At 40.1% G+C, this 21,285-nt stretch carries 23 protein-coding genes and 1 pseudogene; 7 read left to right on the plus strand and 17 right to left on the minus strand.

All coding sequences use genetic code 11. The annotated features are described in order from the left end of the window. Positions 1–31: 31 nt before the first annotated feature. Positions 32–1,129, minus strand: a complete 1,098-nt coding sequence (locus IGI50_RS18610) for a sensor histidine kinase (RefSeq protein ID WP_438778070.1) — start codon at positions 1,127–1,129, stop codon at positions 32–34. Then, complete coding sequence (locus tag IGI50_RS18615; RefSeq protein WP_070509485.1) at positions 1,120–1,788, minus strand: response regulator transcription factor; 669 nt, start codon at positions 1,786–1,788, stop codon at positions 1,120–1,122. Before IGI50_RS18615 ends, IGI50_RS18610 begins: the two co-directional genes overlap by 10 nt. Positions 1,789–2,096: 308 nt before the next feature. Between IGI50_RS18615 and IGI50_RS18620 the strand changes: the two genes are divergently transcribed. The 3 genes from IGI50_RS18620 (at position 2,097) to IGI50_RS18630 (ending at position 4,713) form a co-directional block, all read left to right on the plus strand. Further along, positions 2,097–2,654 (plus strand): hypothetical protein, encoded by a 558-nt coding sequence (locus IGI50_RS18620; protein WP_438778071.1) that lies wholly within the window; start codon positions 2,097–2,099, stop codon positions 2,652–2,654. Positions 2,655–3,054: 400 nt separating this feature from the next. Then, positions 3,055–3,840, plus strand: a complete 786-nt coding sequence (locus tag IGI50_RS18625; RefSeq protein ID WP_438778072.1) for a glucose-1-dehydrogenase — start codon at positions 3,055–3,057, stop codon at positions 3,838–3,840. Positions 3,841–3,861: 21 nt separating this feature from the next. Continuing rightward, complete coding sequence (locus tag IGI50_RS18630) at positions 3,862–4,713, plus strand: GRP family sugar transporter (RefSeq protein ID WP_438778073.1); 852 nt, start codon at positions 3,862–3,864, stop codon at positions 4,711–4,713. A gap of 325 nt (positions 4,714–5,038) precedes the next feature. Here IGI50_RS18630 and lacD read toward each other — a convergent pair whose 3' ends face one another. From lacD to IGI50_RS18655, 5 genes are read right to left on the minus strand one after another with little or no spacing between them, the layout of a single operon-like run. Beyond that, positions 5,039–6,025, minus strand: coding sequence for a tagatose-bisphosphate aldolase (lacD, locus tag IGI50_RS18635; protein ID WP_438778074.1), 987 nt, complete (start codon positions 6,023–6,025; stop codon positions 5,039–5,041). A 12-nt stretch (positions 6,026–6,037) separates the two neighbouring features. Continuing rightward, positions 6,038–6,964: a tagatose-6-phosphate kinase gene (lacC, locus tag IGI50_RS18640; RefSeq protein WP_438778075.1), complete on the minus strand. Its 927-nt coding sequence runs from the start codon at positions 6,962–6,964 to the stop codon at positions 6,038–6,040. A gap of 12 nt (positions 6,965–6,976) precedes the next feature. Next, the gene (gene lacB, locus IGI50_RS18645; protein ID WP_438778076.1) at positions 6,977–7,492 is read right to left on the minus strand and encodes a galactose-6-phosphate isomerase subunit LacB; all 516 of its coding nucleotides are present in this window, start codon (positions 7,490–7,492) and stop codon (positions 6,977–6,979) included. Between the two features lie 23 nt (positions 7,493–7,515). Then, the gene (lacA, locus tag IGI50_RS18650; protein WP_438778077.1) at positions 7,516–7,944 is read right to left on the minus strand and encodes a galactose-6-phosphate isomerase subunit LacA; all 429 of its coding nucleotides are present in this window, start codon (positions 7,942–7,944) and stop codon (positions 7,516–7,518) included. Between the two features lie 49 nt (positions 7,945–7,993). Continuing rightward, complete coding sequence (locus tag IGI50_RS18655) at positions 7,994–8,770, minus strand: DeoR/GlpR family DNA-binding transcription regulator (RefSeq protein WP_438778078.1); 777 nt, start codon at positions 8,768–8,770, stop codon at positions 7,994–7,996. Between the two features lie 155 nt (positions 8,771–8,925). On the opposite strand from IGI50_RS18655, the gene IGI50_RS18660 reads away from it, so the two are divergent. Genes IGI50_RS18660 through IGI50_RS18670 form a run of 3 tightly spaced genes read left to right on the plus strand, consistent with a single transcriptional unit; the run spans position 8,926 to position 11,245 of the window. Next, positions 8,926–9,417, plus strand: a complete 492-nt coding sequence (locus IGI50_RS18660) for a PTS sugar transporter subunit IIA (protein WP_438778079.1) — start codon at positions 8,926–8,928, stop codon at positions 9,415–9,417. Between the two features lie 43 nt (positions 9,418–9,460). Beyond that, positions 9,461–9,763, plus strand: coding sequence for a PTS sugar transporter subunit IIB (locus IGI50_RS18665; RefSeq protein WP_010743375.1), 303 nt, complete (start codon positions 9,461–9,463; stop codon positions 9,761–9,763). A 21-nt stretch (positions 9,764–9,784) separates the two neighbouring features. Then, positions 9,785–11,245, plus strand: a complete 1,461-nt coding sequence (locus IGI50_RS18670) for a PTS galactitol transporter subunit IIC (RefSeq protein WP_438778080.1) — start codon at positions 9,785–9,787, stop codon at positions 11,243–11,245. Positions 11,246–11,724: 479 nt separating this feature from the next. Here the strand turns inward: IGI50_RS18670 and IGI50_RS18675 are convergent. From IGI50_RS18675 to IGI50_RS18720, 10 genes and pseudogenes are all read right to left on the minus strand, one after another. Beyond that, a pseudogene (locus IGI50_RS18675) lies at positions 11,725–12,785 on the minus strand (glycosyltransferase family 1 protein). A 216-nt stretch (positions 12,786–13,001) separates the two neighbouring features. Continuing rightward, the gene (locus IGI50_RS18680) at positions 13,002–13,754 is read right to left on the minus strand and encodes a DeoR/GlpR family DNA-binding transcription regulator (protein ID WP_070509843.1); all 753 of its coding nucleotides are present in this window, start codon (positions 13,752–13,754) and stop codon (positions 13,002–13,004) included. 107 nt (positions 13,755–13,861) lie between these two features. Next, positions 13,862–15,013, minus strand: a complete 1,152-nt coding sequence (locus tag IGI50_RS18685; protein ID WP_438778436.1) for a M15 family metallopeptidase — start codon at positions 15,011–15,013, stop codon at positions 13,862–13,864. 27 nt (positions 15,014–15,040) lie between these two features. Then, positions 15,041–15,811 (minus strand): TraX family protein, encoded by a 771-nt coding sequence (locus tag IGI50_RS18690; protein ID WP_438778081.1) that lies wholly within the window; start codon positions 15,809–15,811, stop codon positions 15,041–15,043. Positions 15,812–16,039: 228 nt separating this feature from the next. Then, on the minus strand, positions 16,040–16,750 hold the full coding sequence (locus IGI50_RS18695; RefSeq protein ID WP_438778082.1) for a GntR family transcriptional regulator: 711 nt from the start codon (positions 16,748–16,750) through the stop codon (positions 16,040–16,042). A gap of 44 nt (positions 16,751–16,794) precedes the next feature. Continuing rightward, positions 16,795–17,694 (minus strand): class I mannose-6-phosphate isomerase, encoded by a 900-nt coding sequence (locus tag IGI50_RS18700; RefSeq protein ID WP_438778083.1) that lies wholly within the window; start codon positions 17,692–17,694, stop codon positions 16,795–16,797. A gap of 69 nt (positions 17,695–17,763) precedes the next feature. After that, positions 17,764–18,573: a PTS system mannose/fructose/sorbose family transporter subunit IID gene (locus IGI50_RS18705; protein WP_438778084.1), complete on the minus strand. Its 810-nt coding sequence runs from the start codon at positions 18,571–18,573 to the stop codon at positions 17,764–17,766. A gap of 12 nt (positions 18,574–18,585) precedes the next feature. Next, positions 18,586–19,431, minus strand: a complete 846-nt coding sequence (locus IGI50_RS18710; RefSeq protein WP_438778085.1) for a PTS mannose/fructose/sorbose/N-acetylgalactosamine transporter subunit IIC — start codon at positions 19,429–19,431, stop codon at positions 18,586–18,588. Positions 19,432–19,450: 19 nt separating this feature from the next. Further along, the gene (locus IGI50_RS18715; protein WP_070509861.1) at positions 19,451–19,951 is read right to left on the minus strand and encodes a PTS system mannose/fructose/N-acetylgalactosamine-transporter subunit IIB; all 501 of its coding nucleotides are present in this window, start codon (positions 19,949–19,951) and stop codon (positions 19,451–19,453) included. A gap of 53 nt (positions 19,952–20,004) precedes the next feature. Beyond that, entirely contained in the window at positions 20,005–20,418 is a 414-nt protein-coding gene (locus IGI50_RS18720) for a PTS sugar transporter subunit IIA (protein ID WP_438778086.1), read from the minus strand. Between the two features lie 155 nt (positions 20,419–20,573). Here IGI50_RS18720 and deoC point away from each other — a divergent pair, with 155 nt between their 5' ends. After that, the gene (gene deoC / locus IGI50_RS18725; protein ID WP_438778087.1) at positions 20,574–21,275 is read left to right on the plus strand and encodes a deoxyribose-phosphate aldolase; all 702 of its coding nucleotides are present in this window, start codon (positions 20,574–20,576) and stop codon (positions 21,273–21,275) included. The last annotated feature ends 10 nt before the right edge of the window (positions 21,276–21,285 follow it).

A 21,285-nucleotide genomic window follows, 5' to 3' on the forward strand; every position in this document is an offset into this window, starting at 1 on the left:
GTATAGTAGCAAATACATTGTTAACTGAATGTTAACCCACACTAGGAAAACTCAGATAGAATGTAGAGCCTCGTTTTTCTTCACTTTCCAAATAGACAAATCCGCGACACAAATCACAGACATGTGAAACTACAGAAAGACCGATTCCGTAGCCGTCTTGTTTCAATCCGTTGATACGATAGCGATGAGAAAAAATCGCGGACTGCTTTTCTTGCGGAATCCCCATACCATTGTCCTTCACTCGAATCACTACACTGCCCTTCGTATTAGAAATAGATACTGTTACTACTTTTCCATTCCCGTATTTTATGGCATTGTCCACTAAGTTTGAAACTGCGCGATAAATCCATCGGTCCCGTCCATGGATGAGGGTAGTATCCTGCTCATTGAACTCAAAAATTAGATCAGGATAATTCTTTTTATAGCTGTCGCAAACTTCTGCACAGACTAAGGAAACATCCACCATTTCATCCTTTAAATCATCTGTATTATTAGAGAGTGTTAGAATGTCGTCAATGCTATCGGTCAAGCGGTCTAATAGTGCTAAATTCTGTTGGTTTTCCTTTTGCTTACGCTCAATTTCCAAATTAGTCCGTAAAATAGCGATGGCATTTTTTTGTTCATGAGTCAAGTAACTGTTCAACCGTCGATAATCTTCTAAATGACGATCAAATCTGTCCTTCAGCTTGTTGAAGGCTTCACTTAGAACCTTGTCTTTTACTGTATCTTTCGGCAATTGATCAATAAAATTCAATTCATGAGTAATCGCTAAGATATGATTGTTATAAATCTTACGTAAGATAACCCATAATAAAAAAGTCAGTAGTAAAACTGCAGAGCAAATCACTAAAGCAATCGTCGGTAAATACTTGAACAGTTCATTTTGATAAGCTTTATCCAGCATGGAGACATTCACGACCTGCGCATTTTCGGCTTCGGAAGCATCTCCTTTCGCTTCTATCGGAGATGTTGATTCCGACTCCATGAAAAACATGTCTTCTGAGAATGAGGAAGAGATACTAACGCCTTGAATATTGTTTCGCAGTAGGAAAAAACTGGCTAGAATTGCTCCTGTGACAAGTAAGGAAAACAGTAGCATTGTGACTGTCATTTTTAGGTTTACTCGCATAATTGATACCCCTTTGCTCGAATGGTTTTCAGAATTTCTTTCTCCGCTCCTTCAGACAATTTCTTCTTCAAACGTGCCAAATGAACCCTTAACACTGACGAAAAGGGGTCATAGTTCTCATCGTAAACGTGTTCAGAGATTTCCTCTGATGAAACGACGGCTGGATAGCGCTGCGCGATACAGAGTAAAATATCGAACTCCTTCGGTTTTAACAAGATTTCCTTTTGTTGGTAATCCACTCTTCGGCACACAGGATCTACAGTCAGCGCCCCTACTTTAACTTGCGGTAACGAACGTCCATGATACCGTCGAACGACTGCACGTAGCCGCGCATTTAATTCTAATAATTCAAAAGGCTTCACTAAATAGTCATCCGCACCAAAATCTAGCCCCTTCGCCCGTTCTTCAATCTCGTCACGAGCCGTAATAATGATAACCGGACTCTCTACTGCAGATGCTCGTAAGCTTTGTAAAACAGCCAAACCGTCTTTTCTAGGTAAATTTAAGTCCAATAAAATCCCATCATAAGCATTCACAAAGGCCTTCTCTTCCCCTGCTTCTCCGTCGTAGGCCAGATCCACTGAAATATTTTCCTGCTCTAAGCCTTTTTTTATCGATAAGGCCAATTCACGATTGTCTTCGACCACTAATACACGCATTTTAACTTCACTCCTTGGCTTTCTTATTCCTTTTAGAATAGTACAGTCCGTTCACCAAATCTATTTTCTTTTTGTGAATTTTCTTTGATTTTTGTCAACATTAAAAATTATCGTCTGATTAAATATTCCCAAATGTATATTTCAGAAACAGAATAAACTTTATTTGTTATTTGTGTTTTATTCATAAAAATTATTGTGATATAATTATATAAAGTGTTTTCATTGGTGATTGAACAAATTCGATAAGCTGGGAAATTGCAGTTAGTTGAACTGCCATTTATTTAAAGAAATGTCTGGAGGAGTTATAAATGAAGAAAAAAAATCGCTCGCTACTTATGATGATACTGTTGGTTGGGGTCTGTTTGTTAGGAGTTGGCGGCTTCGGTTCAAAAGCATCTGCTGAGACACCTGCTGAGACTTCTGTCGAAGCATCGCCACGACACGCCATCTACCGACTCTATAATCCGAATTCTGGCGAACATCTTTTTACCCCTAGTAATTATGAAAGAGCAACATTAGTGAACTTTGGTTGGAACGATGAAGGGATCGGTTTTTATGGTCAGGGGTATACCACAACGATTAAAGTAGCCTATGTTTATCGCATATATAATCCAAACGCCGGCGATCATCATTACACCGCTTTTCAGGACGAGAAAGAGCATTTAATTAAAGTTGGCTGGCATGATGATAATATCAGTCTTGTTATGCCTGCAACGCTCGGAGAACCCGTTTATCGTCTGTATAATCCGAATGCCAAAGCTGGCGCACATCATTTCACGTTATTAAAAAGCGAGCGAGATCATTTAATCAAAGTTGGCTGGAAAGATGAAGGAATCGGATTTAACGCCTATTCTACAGTACAATAAAAATTGATAGAAAAATGTAAAAAAATGCTGAGGCTGTCTATTCGTCTCAGTATTTTTTATATCAGTCTTTTAGTAAGAAAATTTGTATTCCTTGTTCTTTTTCATTTAAATCGCCGCATCCATAATACCGACAATATTTACTCTTTCATATAGGGAAATACACATATCTCCTCTTCTTATCAAAATCCATTTCTACATTTCCGCTTTTTAATCAAACTTTTTTATGACTGTCTACCTATTCTCATTTCTTTAATTATTTTTACTATCCATTGAATGGGGCGCTTTAATGAGTCGCTTTTCTCTCAAAGAGGTGCCGCTTGAGCAAATTTTTAGCAGCATCAAGAAAAAGTCGGTAAAGTAAAAAGGAACAAAAAAATAATTTTGAAAGAGGAACGCTATTATGTACACAGATTTAAAGAATAAGACAGTTGTAATCACCGGCGGATCAAAAGGAATCGGAACAGCGATCGCTGAGCGACTTGGAAAAGAACAAATGAATGTGGTGGTTAATTACCATTCAGATGAAGAAGGCGCGAAGGAAGTTGTCGATGAAATCAAAGCACAAGGTAGTAAAGCGCTGGCCGTCCAGGCGGATGTCGGAACCGAGAAAGGTGTGGAAGAACTGTTGAATGCGGCGCTAGAGGAATTTGGCGGACTGGATCTGTGGATCAACAATGCCGGCATGGAGAATCGCCATAAGACTCATGAACTGTCCTTGGAAGACTGGCAAAAGGTGCTTGATGTTAACCTGACTGGCGTCTTTCTAGGAAGCAAAGCGGCGATTAATTATTTTCTAAAAGAAGACAAGCCTGGCAATATCATCAATATGTCCTCCGTTCACGAAAAGGTTCCGTGGCCAACTTTTGCTCACTATGCAGCTTCAAAAGGCGGTGTGAAATTGTTCTCTGAATCGATTGCGATGGAGTATGCTCAGCAAGGCATTCGCGTGAACTGCATCGGACCAGGTGCGATTAATACACCCATCAATGCTAAGAAATTTGAAGACAAAGAACAGTTGGAAACCACTACTAGCATGGTGCCAATGCAGCGTATCGGGGACCCTAGCGAAGTAGCCGCTGCCGCTGCGTGGCTAGCATCAAAGGAATCGAGCTATGTGACTGGCATCACCCTATTTGTTGATGGCGGAATGACCTTATACCCTGCCTTTCAAGGCGGACGAGGCTAAAAATAGAACGGAGTGAACCACATGAATATTTTGATTGCATTGATCCCCGCGATTGGCTGGGGGATTCAGCCGCTGATTTTGAAAAAAATCGGCGGACGTCCCACCAATGAGATTTTGGGAACGGGGATCGGTACCCTGATTGTCGGATTGTTTGTTTACTTTTTCTTTTCCGATCAATCGCTATCTATTAGCACTTTTTTGATTGCCTTAATGTCAGGAGCTTTTTGGGTGATTGGACAAACAGGACAATACACTGCCTTTAACCTGTTGGGCGTCTCGCGAACAATGCCGATCTCGACAGGCTTGCAACTGATCGGAACCTCGCTAATCGGGGTTTTCCTATTTGGTGAATGGCCAGGAACGACCGTACGGATCATCGGCTTTGTGGCTATTGGTATCTTGATTGTCGGCGCCGCTCTGACTGCAGTCACCGATGGACCAGATCAGGGAAACGGCAAAACCAAGGGCTTGTTGATTTTAGTAGCTACAAGTGTCGGATATTGGGTCTACAGCGCGTTGCCAAATTTAGTGGACGCTTCTGGAGAAGCTATTTTCTTCCCGCAAATGCTGGGAGTGTTTTTAGCGGCGACCGTCTATGTGATTCTGAAACAGCCAAAAGCTTTTGGAAATGATAAGAGCTGGAAAGCGATAATCGTTGGGGCAATCTTCAGCATCTCCGCCTTTGCTTATATTTTCTCTGCTAAAGGAAACGGTGTGGCAACTGCTTATGTCATCACGCAGTTGAATGTCGTTATTTCGACTTTAGGCGGCATGTACATCTTGAAGGAAAAGAAATCACCAAAAGAAACACGCTATACACTGATTGGCTTGACGTTGATCGTTGTTGGAAGTATCATCACGACTTTCCTATAGACTAAAGAAGATAAAATGTTTATCGTTTGTTTTTTAAGTATTACGACAAACTTTTTTTGAAGAATCGTTTCAAATCAAATAGAGCGCCTCATACAGCTTGAGACGTTCTATTTTTAATGCAAAATATTAGAGCCATCAATTCGTTCATGACACAGGACCTTTCAGCTCTCCCATTATAAAGTGAAAAGAAGCTGAAGGCAGATCATTCGCGTCCATCAAATAAAAAAATCCCAGACAAGACACCAATATGTAGTGACCACCAAAAGTTCACTTTTTGGTCAAACCATTGGTAATCGATCTAGTGTTCAATCCAGGAGTTTTTTTATTATGCTAATGTTCCAGCCAATTGCTTCACAGGAGTTGCTGTTTCCTTCAATACAGCATTTAATTCTTCAATATTTTTACGTCCTTGAGTGTTCATCCATTCGATGGCGGCTTCTTTGCCATTGGTAATGTAGCTTTCTACGCCATCAGCCCATGTCGCGCGACCACAAAGTACCCCATTGAAAGTTGATCCAGACTGCTTCGCAAAGCGCAGCGTTTCTTGGAACAGCGCTGCTTTTACACCGGCACTTAAGAAGATAAATGGTAAGCTCGTCGCTTCGACTTGTTCTTTGAAGAAGTTCGCAGCTTCTGCTTTCGTATGAACGACTTCTCCAGCAGCATACCCTTCCACATAATTCATATTAACGGGAACTTCTACCTTCAATACATCGACGCCATAGCGAGGGTCGGAGAATTCCTTCATCATTTCGATGACTTTATGAGGTTTCTCCACTGCATACTCTCTTGAAGCAGCATCAGAAATAGTTGCATCATAGGAAACTAATTCTAAGAAAAAGGGCAGATTTTCTGCCTGACATTCTGAGCCGATCCGTTCGATGAAGGCATGTTTTTGATTGTTGATCTCTTCAGATTCATCGACATCATAATATAATAAGAACTTGCAAGCATCCGCGCCAGCCTTTTTCAATCGTTTCACTGACCAAATTGACAATAAATCTGGTAAACGTCCGGGAGTAGAAGCATCATAGCCGGTTTTTTCATAGGCTAATAATAAGCCGGCATTTTCTGCTCGAGCATCAGCCGCTGGTAAACCATATTCTGGATCTAAAAGAATCGATGACGCGTATCTCGTTAATTGAGAAGAAACGATTTCTTTGAATTCGATGATTTCTGATTCTTCAGCATCACTTCCCTTGAATTTCGTGATCATCTTCTTCAAGGCCCCCCGTTGGTCGATGGCTAGAGCCCCAATCACACCCTCTTCGTTGCATAACTGTTTGATAAATTGACGTTTTTCTTCGTTCATCTGTATATCCTCCTATATTTCCGTGACTAGAATCTGATCGAATAATGCTTGATAATTGGCTAACTCAATATGTCCCGTTGTTGCTTCTTGTGCGTTTAACATCCCTAAGGCATTTCCTTGTTTCAGGACATCCTCATCTGAAGAACCTTTTTCAATCGCGGCAGTCAAGCCGGCAACCGTCGCATCGCCAGAACCAACAGGATTGACGACAGCTATTTTTGGAATCGTTACGCGATAAAACTTCTTGTGGTGTTTAGCAAACGCCCCGTCTCCACCCATAGAAACGACGATCCACTCGATCCCTGTAAATATTGGGTCTGTCAAAGCGGCTTTTAGTTCTTCAATGTCTGTTGAAATCCTGCGCCCCAATAATCCGGCTAATTCCTCGGTGTTTGGTTTGATTAAACGCGGCTTAACTTCCCCTTTAAGGACCTCTGTTAGAGCTTCCCCAGAGCAGTCCAAAACAACTGGTTTTTCTTGACAAATCTGCAGCATCTGACTGTAAAAATCGATTGGCAAGCCTTCGGGTAAACTACCGGAAAAAGATAGAATATCTGCCTTGGTCGCTAATCGTCCAAAATGCTTCAAGAACGCCTGTGCTTCTTCTTTTGAAATGACTGGACCGCTTTCTAAGATTTCCGTTTGCTGACCGTCGTGTAAAACAGCGATACAGTTTCTCGTTTCTCCACTGATCGGCAGAAAATCATGAGCAATGTGATTGCTCGTCAAATCTTTTTTTATCTCTTCGCCTAAAAATCCACCGATTAAGCCACTAGCTACTACCTCCGCATCCAGTTGTTTCAAGATGCGAGTAACATTCAATCCCTTGCCGCCAGCCGTTTTACGAACGTTCTTCACCCGGTTGACAGTATCTAGCTTGAAATCTTCCAAAGGATAAGAAATATCAATCGAGGGATTCATTGTAATTGTAAGAATCATTATGCCACCTGCTTAATCGTGGTATTCGCCGCGATCCCATTTTTCGATGAATTCATCGAAGAAATGCGGATCTGACTGGTCAGCGCTGGCTTTTTCAACATGATCTATTTTCGCGATCAGCTTCTTATTTTCTTCCGTTTCTTGATATTCCGCCTGAATGAACGCCTCTAAAATATCGCAAATCAAAAATTCTCCTGTGATTCGTGCACCAAAGCCAATGACATTTGCGTTCAGCTGTTCCTTCGCGTAAATCGCGGTGGTCATATCCCGCACCAACGCGCTGCGGATACCTGGAACTTTATTGGCCGCGTTATTTATCCCGACGCCAGTTCCACATAAGCAAACCCCTAGATCTGCTTCACCGTTCGTTACTGCTTCGCCTACTTTTTTTCCATAAATCGGATAATGAGTGCGAGTAAAATCATAGGTCCCCATATCTAACACGTCATGTCCTTTTGATTTTAAGAAATCTGATACAGCCATTTTAGTATCTGTGACGATATGGTCACAGCCAATTGCGATTTTCATTTCATTCATCCCTTCTTATTTTTCTACGCCATTTTATTCAACATATCGACACGCACTTGATGACGGCCGCCGTCATAGTTCGCTTGTAAAAACTCTCTAACGATGTTTAGTGCCAACTCCTCGCCGACGATCTTTGCTCCTAACGTTATCATGCGAGAATTGTTGTGTTCTCTTGTCATATAGGCACTGCGTTCGTCAGAAACTTCCGCGGCTACCATGCCTTTTACCTTCACTGCGGTTATAAAACTGCCAGCCCCGTAGCCATCAATCGCCACGCCTAAGCTGCCTTCGTTTTCATTCAAATCATTGGCGATTGCCAACGTTGATTCGACAAAATCCTCCGAAGCGGTTTCACTTTTGTCTACTACTGTAAATCCTCTATCGATCAGGTCTTTCTTGATTACTTCCTTAAGTCTCATGCCATCACTGTCTGAACCAATTACTACACGCATTTTTGCTTCCTCCTCGTTAGATATCGTTGTTCTTTGCGGATCACTCGTGCTATTGAATAATCCTAGTGTATTGCTGATAATAACTCTTCAGTTCTGGTGAAAGAGTAGAATCCGTAAATAGCGCATCAATCTTGCGCAGATCGTAGAAATTATAAAAATCACTATGATCAAACTTATTTGCGTCTGAGACCAAACATTTTTCAGCGGCGTTGTCTAACACGATTTTCTGCAGCGTCCCTTCTTCAATGCTGAAATTGGAAACCTCTGGTCCTTTTAACCCGTTGACTCCCACAAACGCTTTTTTGATCCCGATTTTCTGAACAGCCTCATTAGCGATCGAACCGACAAAAGCACCGGTCTTCTCACGATAAAGCCCGCCAATCAAATAGAGCTCAAAGCTTTTAGTTTCACTTAACAGCTTAAACACCGGCAGACTGTTGGTCACGATCCGCAGTGAGGGAGAATCGATATATTGTGTCATCAGCTCAATTGTTGTTCCTGAGCCGAGAAATATCGTGTCATCCTCTTGGTTGATATAAGCCGCTGCATTTTTTGCAATGTATTCTTTTTCTTTAGTGTGCAGCTTCTTTTTTTCCTTATGGGAAAGTTCGTTTGCTTCTATAGAAGATCCTATTTCCTCAGTCTCGTTGATTCTCTGTGCGCCACCGTGAACCCGTAAAAGCTTCTGGCTTTGTGCCAGCTCCTCCAGATCTCGTCGGATGGTCATGTCAGAAACATCTAAAACTTCTTGTATAAACTTCACGGTGATCGTCCCATAGCGCTCACACATGGCCAAGATTGATTGTTGGCGCTCTGTTTTCAGCATATGTTGTCCCTCCACACTCTTATAATAAAACATTACCAAACATTTATCAACAAAATATGTTTATATATTTTTGTTTTGTGTTGACAAGGTGAATGTAAGCGATTATACTCAACATGTAAACAAACATAAACGAACTAAGAAAGGAGCTGTTCTGTTTGAAAAAGCTTTTTTTTAAGGAGACAACCTACGTTTCCAGCAAGGGCACCCAAGCAGAGGTTTTTGAGGAAGTTTATTTGGATCTGTTAAACAAACAGTTAGTTACTGAAGATTTTTTGGAGAGTCTATTAGAAAGAGAACGGAATTATCCAACAGGTCTGGATCTTTCACCTATTTCGGAAATCCTGCCGGATATTGCGATTCCTCATACGGAAAGCGAATATGTCCGGACGACCCGAATTATTCCAATCAAATTAACCCATGAGATCACATTCCATAATATGATCTCGCCTGGCGACCAGCTTTCTGTGCGTTTCCTATTTATGATTTTGAACGAAAACGGCGAAGCACAAGCTGGCATGTTAGCAGATATTATGGATTTCATTAATTCGGTTGATAAGAAAGAGCTCTGTGCGTTTTTCAAACTTGAGGATACAGAAGCGATCTATCAGTTTTTAGAGGAACATTTTACTATGGAAGTTTCTGCTTAATTAGCAGAATAAAATAATATACCTATTAAAGGAGAGACTAATCATGATCAAAATTTTAGCAGCGTGTGGTGCAGGAGTGAATTCGAGCCATCAAATCAAAAGTGCCTTAGAAACAGAATTAAACAACCGTGGGTATCAAGTAACCTGTGATGCTGTCATGATCAAAGATATCAATGAAGAAATGCTGTCTCATTACGATATTTTCGCTCAAATCGCCAATACAGACCTAGGCTTCAATGTAAATATCCCTGTTGTTGACGCAGGCGCAATCCTTTATCGTATTCCCGCAATGGCTGAACCTGTTTACCAAAGTATGGAAAGCGCTATCCAATCATTAAATAAATAGGCATCAAGAAAGGACAAGCTAATGAGTACAATTATTGATATCGCCAATCAAATTTTTACGCCTCTAATCAATTTAGGGGCGGCCCCATTAATGACTATCGTACTAACTGTTATTGCCTTATTTTTTAAAGTAAAACCGTCACGTGCCCTAGAAGGCGGGATCAAACTTGGTATCGCCTTGACGGGTATCGGAGCTATTATTGGTATTTTAACCACTGCTTTTTCAGACGCTATGACCGCTTTTGTTGAACGAACAGGGATTTCTTTGAATATCACTGATGTTGGTTGGGCACCATTGGCTACTATTACTTGGGGATCTCCATACACCTTATACTTCCTACTAGTCATGGTGATCGTTAACATCGTCATGTTGGCGATGAAAAAGACCAATACCTTAGATGTTGATATCTTTGATATTTGGCATTTGGCGATTGTTGGATTATTCGCGATCTTCTGCGGTGCCAATCTATTTATCGCTACCGCCTTGGTTATTTTTATCGGTGTATTGAAAATTTGGAACTCTGATTTGATGAAACCAACCTTTAATGATTTATTGAATGCACCCGACAGCAACCCGATGACGACTACTCATATGAACTATATGATGAATCCGATCATTATGGTTTTTGACAAGATTTTCGACAAGGTCTTCCCTTGGTTGGATAAATACGATTTTGATGCGGCTAAACTAAACAGCAAGATCGGTTTTTGGGGATCAAAATTTGCCATCGGGATTTATTTAGGGATTTTTGTTGGGCTATTAGCTGGACAAACACCTACACAAATCTTCTCATTAGCCTTTACTGCAGCCGTCTGTTTAGAATTGTTCTCTTTAATCGGTGCATGGTTTATCGCGGCCGTTGAGCCTTTATCACAAGGGATTACCGACTTTGCCAACAAACGTTTGAAAGGACGTACGATCAATATTGGTTTAGATTGGCCGTTCCTAGCAGGCCGGGCAGAAATCTGGGCTGCCGCTAACGTATTAGCACCAATCATGCTGCTGGAAGCCATTATTTTACCTGGCAACAAATTATTGCCATTAGGCGGAATCATCGCTATGGGTGTTACCCCAGCATTGCTTGTTGTTACTCGCGGAAAATTGATTCGCATGATCGTCATTGGTGCAATTGAATTGCCGTTGTTCTTATGGTCAGGCACATTGATCGCACCTTTTGTCACGCAAACCGCTCAAGCTGTGGGCGCCTTCCCTTCCGGTCTAAGTGAATCAGCGATGATCTCTCATACGACAATGGAAGGCCCGATCGAAAAATTCTTAGGCTACTTAGTGGGAAATGCCTCACAAGGCCAAATCGAATTTGTGATCTATGCCGCCTTAGCGCTAGCTGCTTATCTTCTTATTTTTATCTGGTATGCGCGTCAAATGAAGAAACGCAACGCGACATACGCATCTGAGAAAGAAGAAAAAACTGCACCAACAGCAGCAAAAGGCAATGTTGCCTATGCCGCTCAAGCAAAATAAAAAAAAATAATCCCGAAGATCAGAGATCTCCGGGATTATTTTTTTTAATCTATTCTTCTGTTGTTTCTATCGCTTCATAATGTCTCCCTTCATCCTTAATAGTGGCAACTCAGTCATATAAACTTTCAAATTCTTTTTATGCTTGCTTTAGTGACTAAATGCCAGTTGGCAGTTAGGCTTGATTTAAAAAAGGTTTATTACTTTTTTATCTATTCTGCGACAAATCCAGCTTTACTATTATTAAAAAAGGGAAAAGGCCACAGCAAATAAACCTCTGCTCCACCCAAAAATGAAATTACCTCGATAGAACAAATCTGACTTTTCTTAAAAATATAAACAAACAAAAATAAACAGCACTAACAAAGATGCAAGCTCTAAACGAAAACTAGGGTCGCTGGATTAAATACGTTAGATTCAAACAAACTTTTTAACGCACTCCTCCTACAATCTTCAGATCCCACTATGCCTATTTATGCTTATTATTTCCGCTTCTTTCGTTTCCTCGAATTCCTCTTCCCCTCTTTCGTCCGCTTCATCAATTCATCATTTTTTTCTCGTTTCTTTTGCTTCGCGCTTTTTGGTTTCTTATAGTTCATAGAAGGGGATTTTTCAGCTGAGAGAGCATCGGCCTTGGCATCGAGGATTTCTTCTTGGCTGGTGGTTCCTTCACTGCTGCCTGGCTTGCTCCGTTAGCTTGGTCGTTGGTCGAGACTGCGGAACTTTCCGTATCTGGTGCACTATTCTCTTCTTTTTCCTGCTCTAACTGTGCCATTCGTGTGTCGGTTAAGACGATGCCTTCTGGTAACAACTGTTTGACTAGTTCTAGTTTTTCCTCGTCTGTCATTGTATCGACGCTGAAGCTTGTTAACGCTGTCATTTCTGCTTTTGGCTGAGTCTCTGCTTCTATTTCCTCCACCACTTCGCCTTTTCTGATCTTAGGATAACGGGTGCAGTTCATGATATCGGAGTTTTCCAACTTTACAAACCGGCGAATCCCGTCCTTTTCAAAGATCGTTAACGTAGACATTAGTTCCAAGACCGCATCGATCTTGATGGAAGAGGAATGTTTATCGGCATCCTGCAGACTCCAGGTGTGCAGCTTGCCAACAGCGTCTTCAAAGGTGGAGATAATTTTATATTGTTGCCCATCGGTTTCTTCTATCGGGGTTGTTTTACTAAAGATATATTTCTTGCAATCGCTCAGTCGGTTGTTGTAGCGATGGTATTCGTTTTTATTTTTATATAAACGGCGAGTGACCTGTTCCCACTCCTTGCCGCTGCTGAAATAGTCACGGAACAAGGGACAAGCCTTTCGCAACACATCTGACGGCTCGGCAGAAAGAAAGATTTCTCGGACTACTTCACTGCAAAAATCAGAGAAATCACTGATGCACAAGCATTGGCGAATCAGCACGGCAATAAGGTATTGGATAACAGAATCTGCGTCCTGTGATTCTTCATAAAATTTCACTATTCTCTTCTGAAGGTTCTCCCTGTGCATTTTAAAAAGTGCGATTTGGCTCAATGGTTTCGTTGGCATACGTGTTCTCTCCTTTTGATTAAAAATATTGGTCATTTTTCGATTGTTTCTTCTCTTCCATGATACACCTAAAACATGGCTAAAAATAACCAAAATTAATTTTATAAAAATTATAATTGGGTAAAGAAAAAGGAGATTTTTTGCGTATAATCAATTCAAAAAAACACTCTTTGAAGCTCTACTCGGAGCTTTAAAGAGTGTTTTAGCCAATCATTTTTAAACAATATATTTTTCTTCTTTTTCAATTTTTTCATAGTGCTTCTGTTCATCTTCATCTGAAATCACTGCCGTGACATCATTCAGATTGTAGTAAACAGAAAAATCGCGCTTGCCAATCTTAGAATGATCAATTAGTAAAAACCGTTCAATAGAATTATTCAAAGCAATTTGCTGGGTTTGTCCTTCTTCAAATGTAGACGTCATAATTTTCTGCTCGTTTAGAGCATTGCAGCTGAAGAATGCTTTATGGAAATTCATATCATTCAGTGATTTATTGGTAATCTCTCCAACAAAGCATTGCGTTGTTTCTCGCAATTCACCGCCTAATAAGTAAATTTTCCGATTCCCTTTATGCTTGTTTAACTCTTCAAAAACAGGTAAGCAATTCGTCACAATCCGCAACGAGTCTGCTCGGATAATTTTTGATAGAAGCTCGATCGTCGTTCCAGGTCCAAGAAAAAGCGTATCCCCGTCGTTAATCAGCTCATTGGCTTTTTCTACGATACGCTGCTTCTCCGTCTGCAGCATAATCTGTTTTTCGGTATGTGAAAGCTCGACGTGACGATAAAAATCTTTCAATTTCGCTCCGCCGTGTACTCGCTCTAATAAGCCTTGTTTTTCCAATTCATCCAAATCACGTCGTACTGTCATATCAGAAACTGATAATTTATCCATAATGTCACTGACGCGCACCGTTCCATTAACTTCCAATAATGACATGATCGCTTGAAATCGATCCGTTTTTAACATTTCCTCGCCTCTTTTCCCTATTAGCGTACCAAATTTTTAAGAAATGTACTAGAGTGATTTCCTTTTCCCGCTAAAAAAGAAGACACCTAATCAAAGGCATCTTCCAATCATTCTATCCAAGTACTTTTCGTTTCAGTCAATACATAATCCCCATTACCGGTATTTCCTGCCAGCAGATTCAAGGCGTCTAAGTCATTAAAATGCCACCATTCCGACGCTAACGGTGTCAGTCCGCTTGTTGTCGCATATTTTTGCAGAAGCAGTTCAAACTGATTCACCTCTGGAGTAAGGACTCCTTGCTGCCAAGCAGTAGGTGAAAGCACAGTGACAGGCGCTGTAAAGATTGCAGAACGGACACTTAATTCGTGAATATTGGTGTGCATCGCATATTCTTCGTAACGCGACACCGTGCGAACCCTATGTTTTCCATATTTTTCTTCAGAGAATACCGTCACTTTTGCCAAACTTACGTCAATCGCATAGCCTACCTGATGATTAGAAACCTGAGTTGAAATAAACCAATTGATACTCCATGGCGGCTGGGTGATCCCCTGCAGGACTTGTGGATTTTCTGAAGCCAAATTCTTTACTGCCTCTGCAACCTGCAGCTGCACACTGAGCGGACGAAATGCTTCATACAACACTAGGGTATTGTTTTCACTTAAAGCCATTTTCTGCATAGCCATCAGCTTTTTCGCCATTGGAAAAAGAACCGGCATAATAAACTGCTCTTTTTTTAAACGTTCGTTAAAGCCTTTACTTTTGTATAATGATTGGTGGGTTATCCCTGGAATCGTTTGACCAGAAGAATAAAAAACTGACGCCTCCACATTTGTATTCTTGTAAATAATTGAAGGAATGATATCCGGCAAATTAACTAAGCTATACTGATTTTGAATCCAACCAACTGTATCATCCAGCTTGATATTCAACCAACCGTTTTCCTCTCCCAAAATAGTGTAGGCAGTTCCAGGACTGATCGGCGTTAAAACTTCGGCTGCTGCTTCTGGTTCCTTTTTTACCTCTAAAGAAACCGAAGCATAGCCAGTGGCACCAGCTAAAGGCAGCTCATAGTCTCCTTGATAGATCGGCGCTTCTGGTTCTTCGATGGTCAAAGAAGTTGATTCTTTTTTAGTGGTAGTCTCGCTTTTTGCAACTATTGAATTTTCTGAGATGCTTTTTTTCTCTGTGGAATCTGTCTCATTTTTGTCAGATGAACAAGCACACAGCAGCAGACTTACTATTAATAATCGATGCACTTTTTTCAAGTGATTCGTATCCTCCTTTTATAAAAGCCAGAGTCGTAAAAAATAGAGCAACAATAAATGAATGGGATAAAAGATGTAAAATCCCCATTTAAGAAATTTACTTTTTCTCCCTTGTCTTCCGTGATAAAAAAATAAGAGTGGAATAACCAAAAAGATACCAAATGCATAGGCGGACAAAACCCCTGAACGCAGTATTGTCGGAAAAATATATAAGAAAAGTCCAATAATGCTGAAGCTGAGCATCTGCTTTTTAAAATCCCCACGGTAGAGGCCGAAAAATAGTATCCATAAAACAGCAATAAAATTCCAGTCAGCGGTGTAAGCCAGCAAACAACAAACACCCACACAAATCGGTTTCGACCAAAGTGGTCCGCTGCCCCTTTTTACAATTGATAACGCTAACAATCCTAAAGTCAGGCTCCACATCACGCTGGTAGCACCCCACCAAGGTAAATTGAAATACCATACATAAGGAAAATGCGAAATCAATGCAAACAGGAATAAACGTTTCGTATACCGCCTCAAATTAGAAGTATAATAAAACCCTTCCGCAATCAAGTAACACATAATAGGCGCGGTCAGCCTCCCAGGCACACGAAGCAAACTTCCGGTGATATCTGGTTGACAGACGAACACCGAGACAAAGTGATCAAAAAACATTGCAAGAATAGCTATATATTTTAATAGATTTCCAGAAATATCTATTTTGTGTACAATGGACGTTGTCAACACCCCTATCGGAAAATAATAATATGTTTTATAAATACATAATATGCCTAAGAAGAACATATTCTTTATATTCCAAATTGTACCATATATAATAAATAAATCCTAAAATCATTATTTTTATTTTTAATTACGACATTTTCATCTCTGTATTATTAGATATATTCACTATTGACATATAGATTATTACGTTTTCCCTGCAAACCAGTACAAAAAATCTAGGAAAACGAAAGCCTGATTTATCAGCTTTTGACCTCCTAGATTACATTTACTTCGCTATATGATTGAAGATTATTGTGTTAACTCAAAGACGAAATAGTTAATATCACCACGATACTTCGAAATCGAATACTCGACAGGAACACGATTTTCAGAAAAACCCTGCGTATGAAAATAGAACATCGGGTCACCTTCTTCAACATCTAACAAATCACTAATCGTTTCATCTGCTTTAATGACCTCTAATTTCCGTGTGACTGTTCTGATTGGATACCCCATCTCTTCAAAAACCTGATACATTTTTTCTTTAGTAAAATCAACCTCTTGAAATTTTGGAAACAACTCGAAAGGTATATAACTAGTAACTAAAACTACAGGCTTCAGCTCCGCGTAACGCAGCCGCGTTAGTTTATAAACCGTATCCCCTTGATTCACCTCTAGATTTTCAGCAACTTCTTCGTTCGCTACCACCTTTTTGAAATTTAAGACTTTTGTTTTAGGAATGATTCCCTTACGGCTCATTTCTGAATCAAAACTCTCAATTACATGAGTAAATTCTTGCTGGATTTTATTTTTTTTGACAATTGTTCCTCTTTTTTTACGCTTTTCTAAATAGCCTTCATCCACTAACGCCTGCACTGCCTGACGCACTGTAGGTCGACTAACACTGTATTGTTCAGCTAATTCCATTTCAGTTGGGATAAGTTGGTTCTCCGCGTATTCTCCATTTTGAATCTTCTCCAATAAATCCATTCGAATTTTTTTATGTAAAGGGATATTCATAAGCTACCTACTCCTCAATTAATTGTCTCCATTATAACATATTACTATTTCCAATATTTTTTCGGTGTAGCTAATACCGCTTCGACTGACTCCGGCAACTCAACCATCTCTTCTTTCAATAAAACCAAACTTTGACCTGCTTTACAAACAGTATCTGCAATAACCATTTCACCTGAAAGAATCGTGAGAATACTCGCTAATTCAGACTTATTTTCTATAATCTGTCTACCCACTAGATGCTGTATTGTAAATGCACTTTGATCAAATACATCGTTCGGCGCAAACGTTCGCCGTTCTACTTGCTGCTCTGGCCGCAAGGTTTCAATTGCCTTCTCAACGTGAAGAGTACGCTTCTTTCCATTGGTATCTAGTCGATCATAATCATAAAAACGATACGTAATATCTGTGGCTTGCTGAATTTCGTAAACAAGAGATCCTTTCGTTAAAGCATGAATCGTACCAGATGGAATATAGATTAACTCGTGCTTTTTCACAGGATACTCTCGTAATATCTCTGTATACTCATTCTTTTCTGCTGCTGCTAAAATTACTGATTTCTTAGGTACCTGTTGCTCTGCATAAATCCATCCTGCTTCTGGCGGTGTCAGAAAATACCATGCCTCGCTTTTCCCATAAGGCATTTTCTCCACTTTCTGAGCATATTCATCTGTCGGATGAACTTGAATGCTGAGATTTTCATCACAGGCTGTAAAGGAAATTATTAATGGATAAACTTCCCCCGCTTCTAATCCAAATTTTTCTGGTTTCTCTGTAATCAATTCACTAAAAGTCTTCTCTTCATTGACCACTGAACAATCAATATCGGCTATTCCACTAGCTGAATATACTGACCCGATTTTCTCCACTTGTTGATCACCGCTATAGCCATGCAGTCTTGGTGTTCCCCAAATACGTTCTCGTGATTCTGGTTTTAGTATATACATAATATCCTCCTAAATATATTTTACTCTCAACGAAAGAAGACGCGTTTCATTAGAAACACGCCTCCAATGCTAGAACACTCCAATAACAACACCAATTGCTGAAATAACCGTCAAAACAAGAATCACCTTCGTTGCGGTCATTTGCTTATTTGTCAATAAATACCATGCTAAAAGAACCATTACCAAAGGAAGGACGTTAGGAAAAATTCCATCCAAAACATCTTGCAGCTTTTGAACGTCATCCCCCATTGGAATTTTAATCTTTGTTGTCAAGGCGATATTTGAAGCCGCTAAGCCACCCACAACCATAATTCCTAAAATATTGAAGGCGTCAGTAATTCGTTTCGCATTCTCCCCAATGATAACGTCTATCGCACTTACACCTAATCGATAACCATTCATGAAACAAAGGTAAGAAATCAAAGGACCGATAATTCCATAACTAACAATATAGAAAATAGGACCTAACGCGTTTCCACCTGACGCTAATCCCATCGCAATGGACAGTAATATTGGTACAATAATGCCTTGAATGATCGAATCGCCAATTCCCGCCAAAGGGCCCATTAATGTCGTCTTGATATTTACAGGCATTTCCTCAGGAACATCTCCGCCAATAGCGATCTCTTCTTCTAATGAAGCAACGATACCGTTGATCAGCTGACCTGTTTGTGGTTCAGTATTATAAAACATGGAGTGCCTTAATAATAATCTGCGTTTTGCCTCCGGATCATTTTTGTAATACTTCTCAGCAAATGGCAAATAGGAATAAGCCCATGCATGTGCTTGTAGTTTTTCGTAACTCATTGATGATAAATGTGTAAATCCCCAACGTTTCCAAATCTGACGTAACTCTTTTTTCGTTAATCGCTCTTCCATTTCATTTCCTCCTTAAAACAGATCGTCATCTTCATAAGCAGCTTCGGTTTGTTCAATCGTCACATCCGATACAGCCGCAAATTTACTATCACTACTGCCTTTTCCGGTACTTAAGTAAACAATATAGGCTACCATAGCTGCTAAAAACACTAATGCGATCATGTTTAATTTGGCGAATGCCATCAATACAAATCCCGCGAAAAAGAAGACTAGATGAACCTTTTCCTTAACAACAATCCCCATCAACATCGCAATCCCCAAGGCTGGTAAAACACCGCCTAATACTGAGATCGTATCTGTAACAACTTGAGGAACATTTGTCAAAAGCCAATCGACTAACCCACGACCGAAGAAAATTGCTGCAAAAATAGGAATTGCCCGAAGTAAGAAGGTCGTTAACTGGGGATAAGCAATATGATTTAACATAATCCTACGATCATCGTTTTCCTCTGCAGCCTTTTGTGCCCGAGTATTCCAAAATGAATACAACGCCATACGAGTATTGTAAAAAATAAGTCCAAAAGTCTGACCAATTAGAATCGCTAAGGTTACTGCCACCGCTGGTTCTCTAGTTGTTGCTAATGCCAGTCCAATGCCGCCATAAGCTGCATAAGTAATCTCGCTATTGGTTGCACCACCCGTAGATAGATTGGCGATAAAGACCGCCTGTACCGCTAAGCCACATAGAACACCGGCTTGCACATCTCCAAAAGCAATCCCTACCAAAAAACCAGCTACTAAAGGACGTCCCACGACATAAAAACCACCACTCATACCAAATAACCAGGGACTTTCAATCGCACCCAAGTAACAAAAAATCCCTGTCAGTAACGCTGGTAAAAATAAACTCCCATCCATCTTTTTTCCTCCTTTAAAGTTACTCCCTAGTTAGCGAATCATATTTCGCTTTCATAGTTTTCCAAGGTTTAGGCTCGTCATCCGGTAAAAGCTGAAAACCGATATCGATTCCTTGTTGATCCATATACTCAAAGGCTTGATAATCCATTTCATCAATCGCCACCGTTCTTCCTAAAACCTTCGCCCCTTCTCTCGTATTCATAGGACCGACATTTAGTTTTCCACCGAAATCAATCCCCAATCGTACCAACTCAGCAAAAGTTTGAGGTGAATTGCTAATCAGAAAAAAATCTTTTGATGAGTCTTTGCCTTTAGGAACGCTCTCAATTGCTTGTTCAGTGGTATAGATTCCCAACTTTAAATTCCCGGCAGCAGCTTTTAATACTTTTTTTCGCAGATCATCTTTTGCAATATCGTCTCCTACTACTAAAATTCCTTGTACCGATCGTGCTTTTGTCCATCTTGTTGTTGTTTGACCGTGAATCACACGATCATCAATTCTTGCTAGTGTTATCGTCATCTTCGCTTCCTCCTATATGAACTTTTTTTACTCATAGACCAATAAAATCTTTTTTAAAATTCCAGATCATTCTCCATTGACGACTCTTCTGTGACGCCTTGAATTCCTCCTCTTCCAATTTCAATCGCCATTTCAACCAATTCATTCAAGCTTTTATTTGATAAGTTCAATCCTACTTCTATTACCATCGGCAGATTCATTCCAGCAACCACACCAATGTGCTCCTGATCCAAAAGGTATTGTTTGTAGGCTTCGTTATAAGGCGTCCCTCCTTTGATGTCCGTCAATATCAACACATCTTCCTTTTCTCGTTTCGCTAGCATCATCGCTAACCCGTCAGAAAAATCTTGAATCCCAGCATCTGTTAAACTAAGCGTAAAAATATCTTGGCTTTCACCAGCAATCATTTGATAACTATCTAATAGACCTTCACAAAACTTTCCATGGCTTATCAAAAATAGTTTCATTCATTCATCCCTCCCTTTATATGTAATTACATTTTATATTATGTCATAACTATAATTCCTGAGGAAAGCGTTGTCAACTACTTTTTTTACTTATTGACACATCCGAGTTTATGCTTTAATATATTTTATGTAATTACATATTAGGAGGGAATTTTATGAGGACTTACACTATTGACGAACTATCTCGTTTTATCGACCACACCAATCTAAAACCAACAGCTACTAAAGAAGAAATGCGAATTTTATGTGATGAAGCCAAAGATTATCACTTCAAAATGGTCGCAATTAATCAAGTCCAGTCTGAATTATGCAGCCAGTTGCTAGAAAATACTGACATCAATGTTGGTGCAGCCATTAGTTTTCCATTAGGCCAAACATCTATTGACGCAAAAATTGCCGAAACAAAGGATGCAATAAAAAAAGGGGCGACAGAAATAGATTACGTTATTAATCTCACCGAAGTTAAAGCAAAAAATTGGGCTTACTTACAAACTGAAATGGAAAAAATCGTTACCATCTGCAATGAAAATCAGGTGATTTCAAAGGTTATCTTCGAGAATGCTTATCTTGATGAAGAGGAAAAAATTGCTCTATGTAAAATCGCTAAATCCGTAAAACCAGATTTCATTAAAACATCTACAGGCTTCGCACCTTCAGGGGCAACGTTTGAAGATGTTCAATTAATGAAGAAACATGTCGGCACAGATGTAAAAGTAAAAGCTGCTGGGGGTATTCGTGATGCAGAAACGTTTAAAAAAATGATCGTCTGCGGTGCGGAACGTATCGGCACAAGCTCAGGCATCTCTATCATTGACTCGTTAAAGAAGGAAGCTGTTGATGGGAAGATTACGATTTAGGAGCGTCCAA

The organism is Enterococcus sp. DIV0170 (assembly GCF_051710765.1).
GTDB lineage: Bacteria > Bacillota > Bacilli > Lactobacillales > Enterococcaceae > Enterococcus_A > Enterococcus_A raffinosus.

Excerpts from the sequence above, each read along its gene's own strand:
- IGI50_RS18610 (WP_438778070.1), bottom strand. The coding sequence starts at position 1,129 with ATGCGAGTAAACCTAAAAATGACAGTCACAATGCTACTGTTTTCCTTA.
- IGI50_RS18615 (WP_070509485.1), bottom strand. The coding sequence starts at position 1,788 with ATGCGTGTATTAGTGGTCGAAGACAATCGTGAATTGGCCTTATCGATA.
- IGI50_RS18620 (WP_438778071.1), top strand. The coding sequence starts at position 2,097 with ATGAAGAAAAAAAATCGCTCGCTACTTATGATGATACTGTTGGTTGGG.
- IGI50_RS18625 (WP_438778072.1), top strand. The coding sequence starts at position 3,055 with ATGTACACAGATTTAAAGAATAAGACAGTTGTAATCACCGGCGGATCA.
- IGI50_RS18630 (WP_438778073.1), top strand. The coding sequence starts at position 3,862 with ATGAATATTTTGATTGCATTGATCCCCGCGATTGGCTGGGGGATTCAG.
- lacD (WP_438778074.1), bottom strand. The coding sequence starts at position 6,025 with ATGAACGAAGAAAAACGTCAATTTATCAAACAGTTATGCAACGAAGAG.
- lacC (WP_438778075.1), bottom strand. The coding sequence starts at position 6,964 with ATGATTCTTACAATTACAATGAATCCCTCGATTGATATTTCTTATCCT.
- lacB (WP_438778076.1), bottom strand. The coding sequence starts at position 7,492 with ATGAAAATCGCAATTGGCTGTGACCATATCGTCACAGATACTAAAATG.
- lacA (WP_438778077.1), bottom strand. The coding sequence starts at position 7,944 with ATGCGTGTAGTAATTGGTTCAGACAGTGATGGCATGAGACTTAAGGAA.
- IGI50_RS18655 (WP_438778078.1), bottom strand. The coding sequence starts at position 8,770 with ATGCTGAAAACAGAGCGCCAACAATCAATCTTGGCCATGTGTGAGCGC.
- IGI50_RS18665 (WP_010743375.1), top strand. The coding sequence starts at position 9,461 with ATGATCAAAATTTTAGCAGCGTGTGGTGCAGGAGTGAATTCGAGCCAT.
- IGI50_RS18670 (WP_438778080.1), top strand. The coding sequence starts at position 9,785 with ATGAGTACAATTATTGATATCGCCAATCAAATTTTTACGCCTCTAATC.
- IGI50_RS18680 (WP_070509843.1), bottom strand. The coding sequence starts at position 13,754 with ATGTTAAAAACGGATCGATTTCAAGCGATCATGTCATTATTGGAAGTT.
- IGI50_RS18690 (WP_438778081.1), bottom strand. The coding sequence starts at position 15,811 with ATGTTCTTCTTAGGCATATTATGTATTTATAAAACATATTATTATTTT.
- IGI50_RS18695 (WP_438778082.1), bottom strand. The coding sequence starts at position 16,750 with ATGAATATCCCTTTACATAAAAAAATTCGAATGGATTTATTGGAGAAG.
- IGI50_RS18700 (WP_438778083.1), bottom strand. The coding sequence starts at position 17,694 with ATGTATATACTAAAACCAGAATCACGAGAACGTATTTGGGGAACACCA.
- IGI50_RS18705 (WP_438778084.1), bottom strand. The coding sequence starts at position 18,573 with ATGGAAGAGCGATTAACGAAAAAAGAGTTACGTCAGATTTGGAAACGT.
- IGI50_RS18710 (WP_438778085.1), bottom strand. The coding sequence starts at position 19,431 with ATGGATGGGAGTTTATTTTTACCAGCGTTACTGACAGGGATTTTTTGT.
- IGI50_RS18715 (WP_070509861.1), bottom strand. The coding sequence starts at position 19,951 with ATGACGATAACACTAGCAAGAATTGATGATCGTGTGATTCACGGTCAA.
- IGI50_RS18720 (WP_438778086.1), bottom strand. The coding sequence starts at position 20,418 with ATGAAACTATTTTTGATAAGCCATGGAAAGTTTTGTGAAGGTCTATTA.
- deoC (WP_438778087.1), top strand. The coding sequence starts at position 20,574 with ATGAGGACTTACACTATTGACGAACTATCTCGTTTTATCGACCACACC.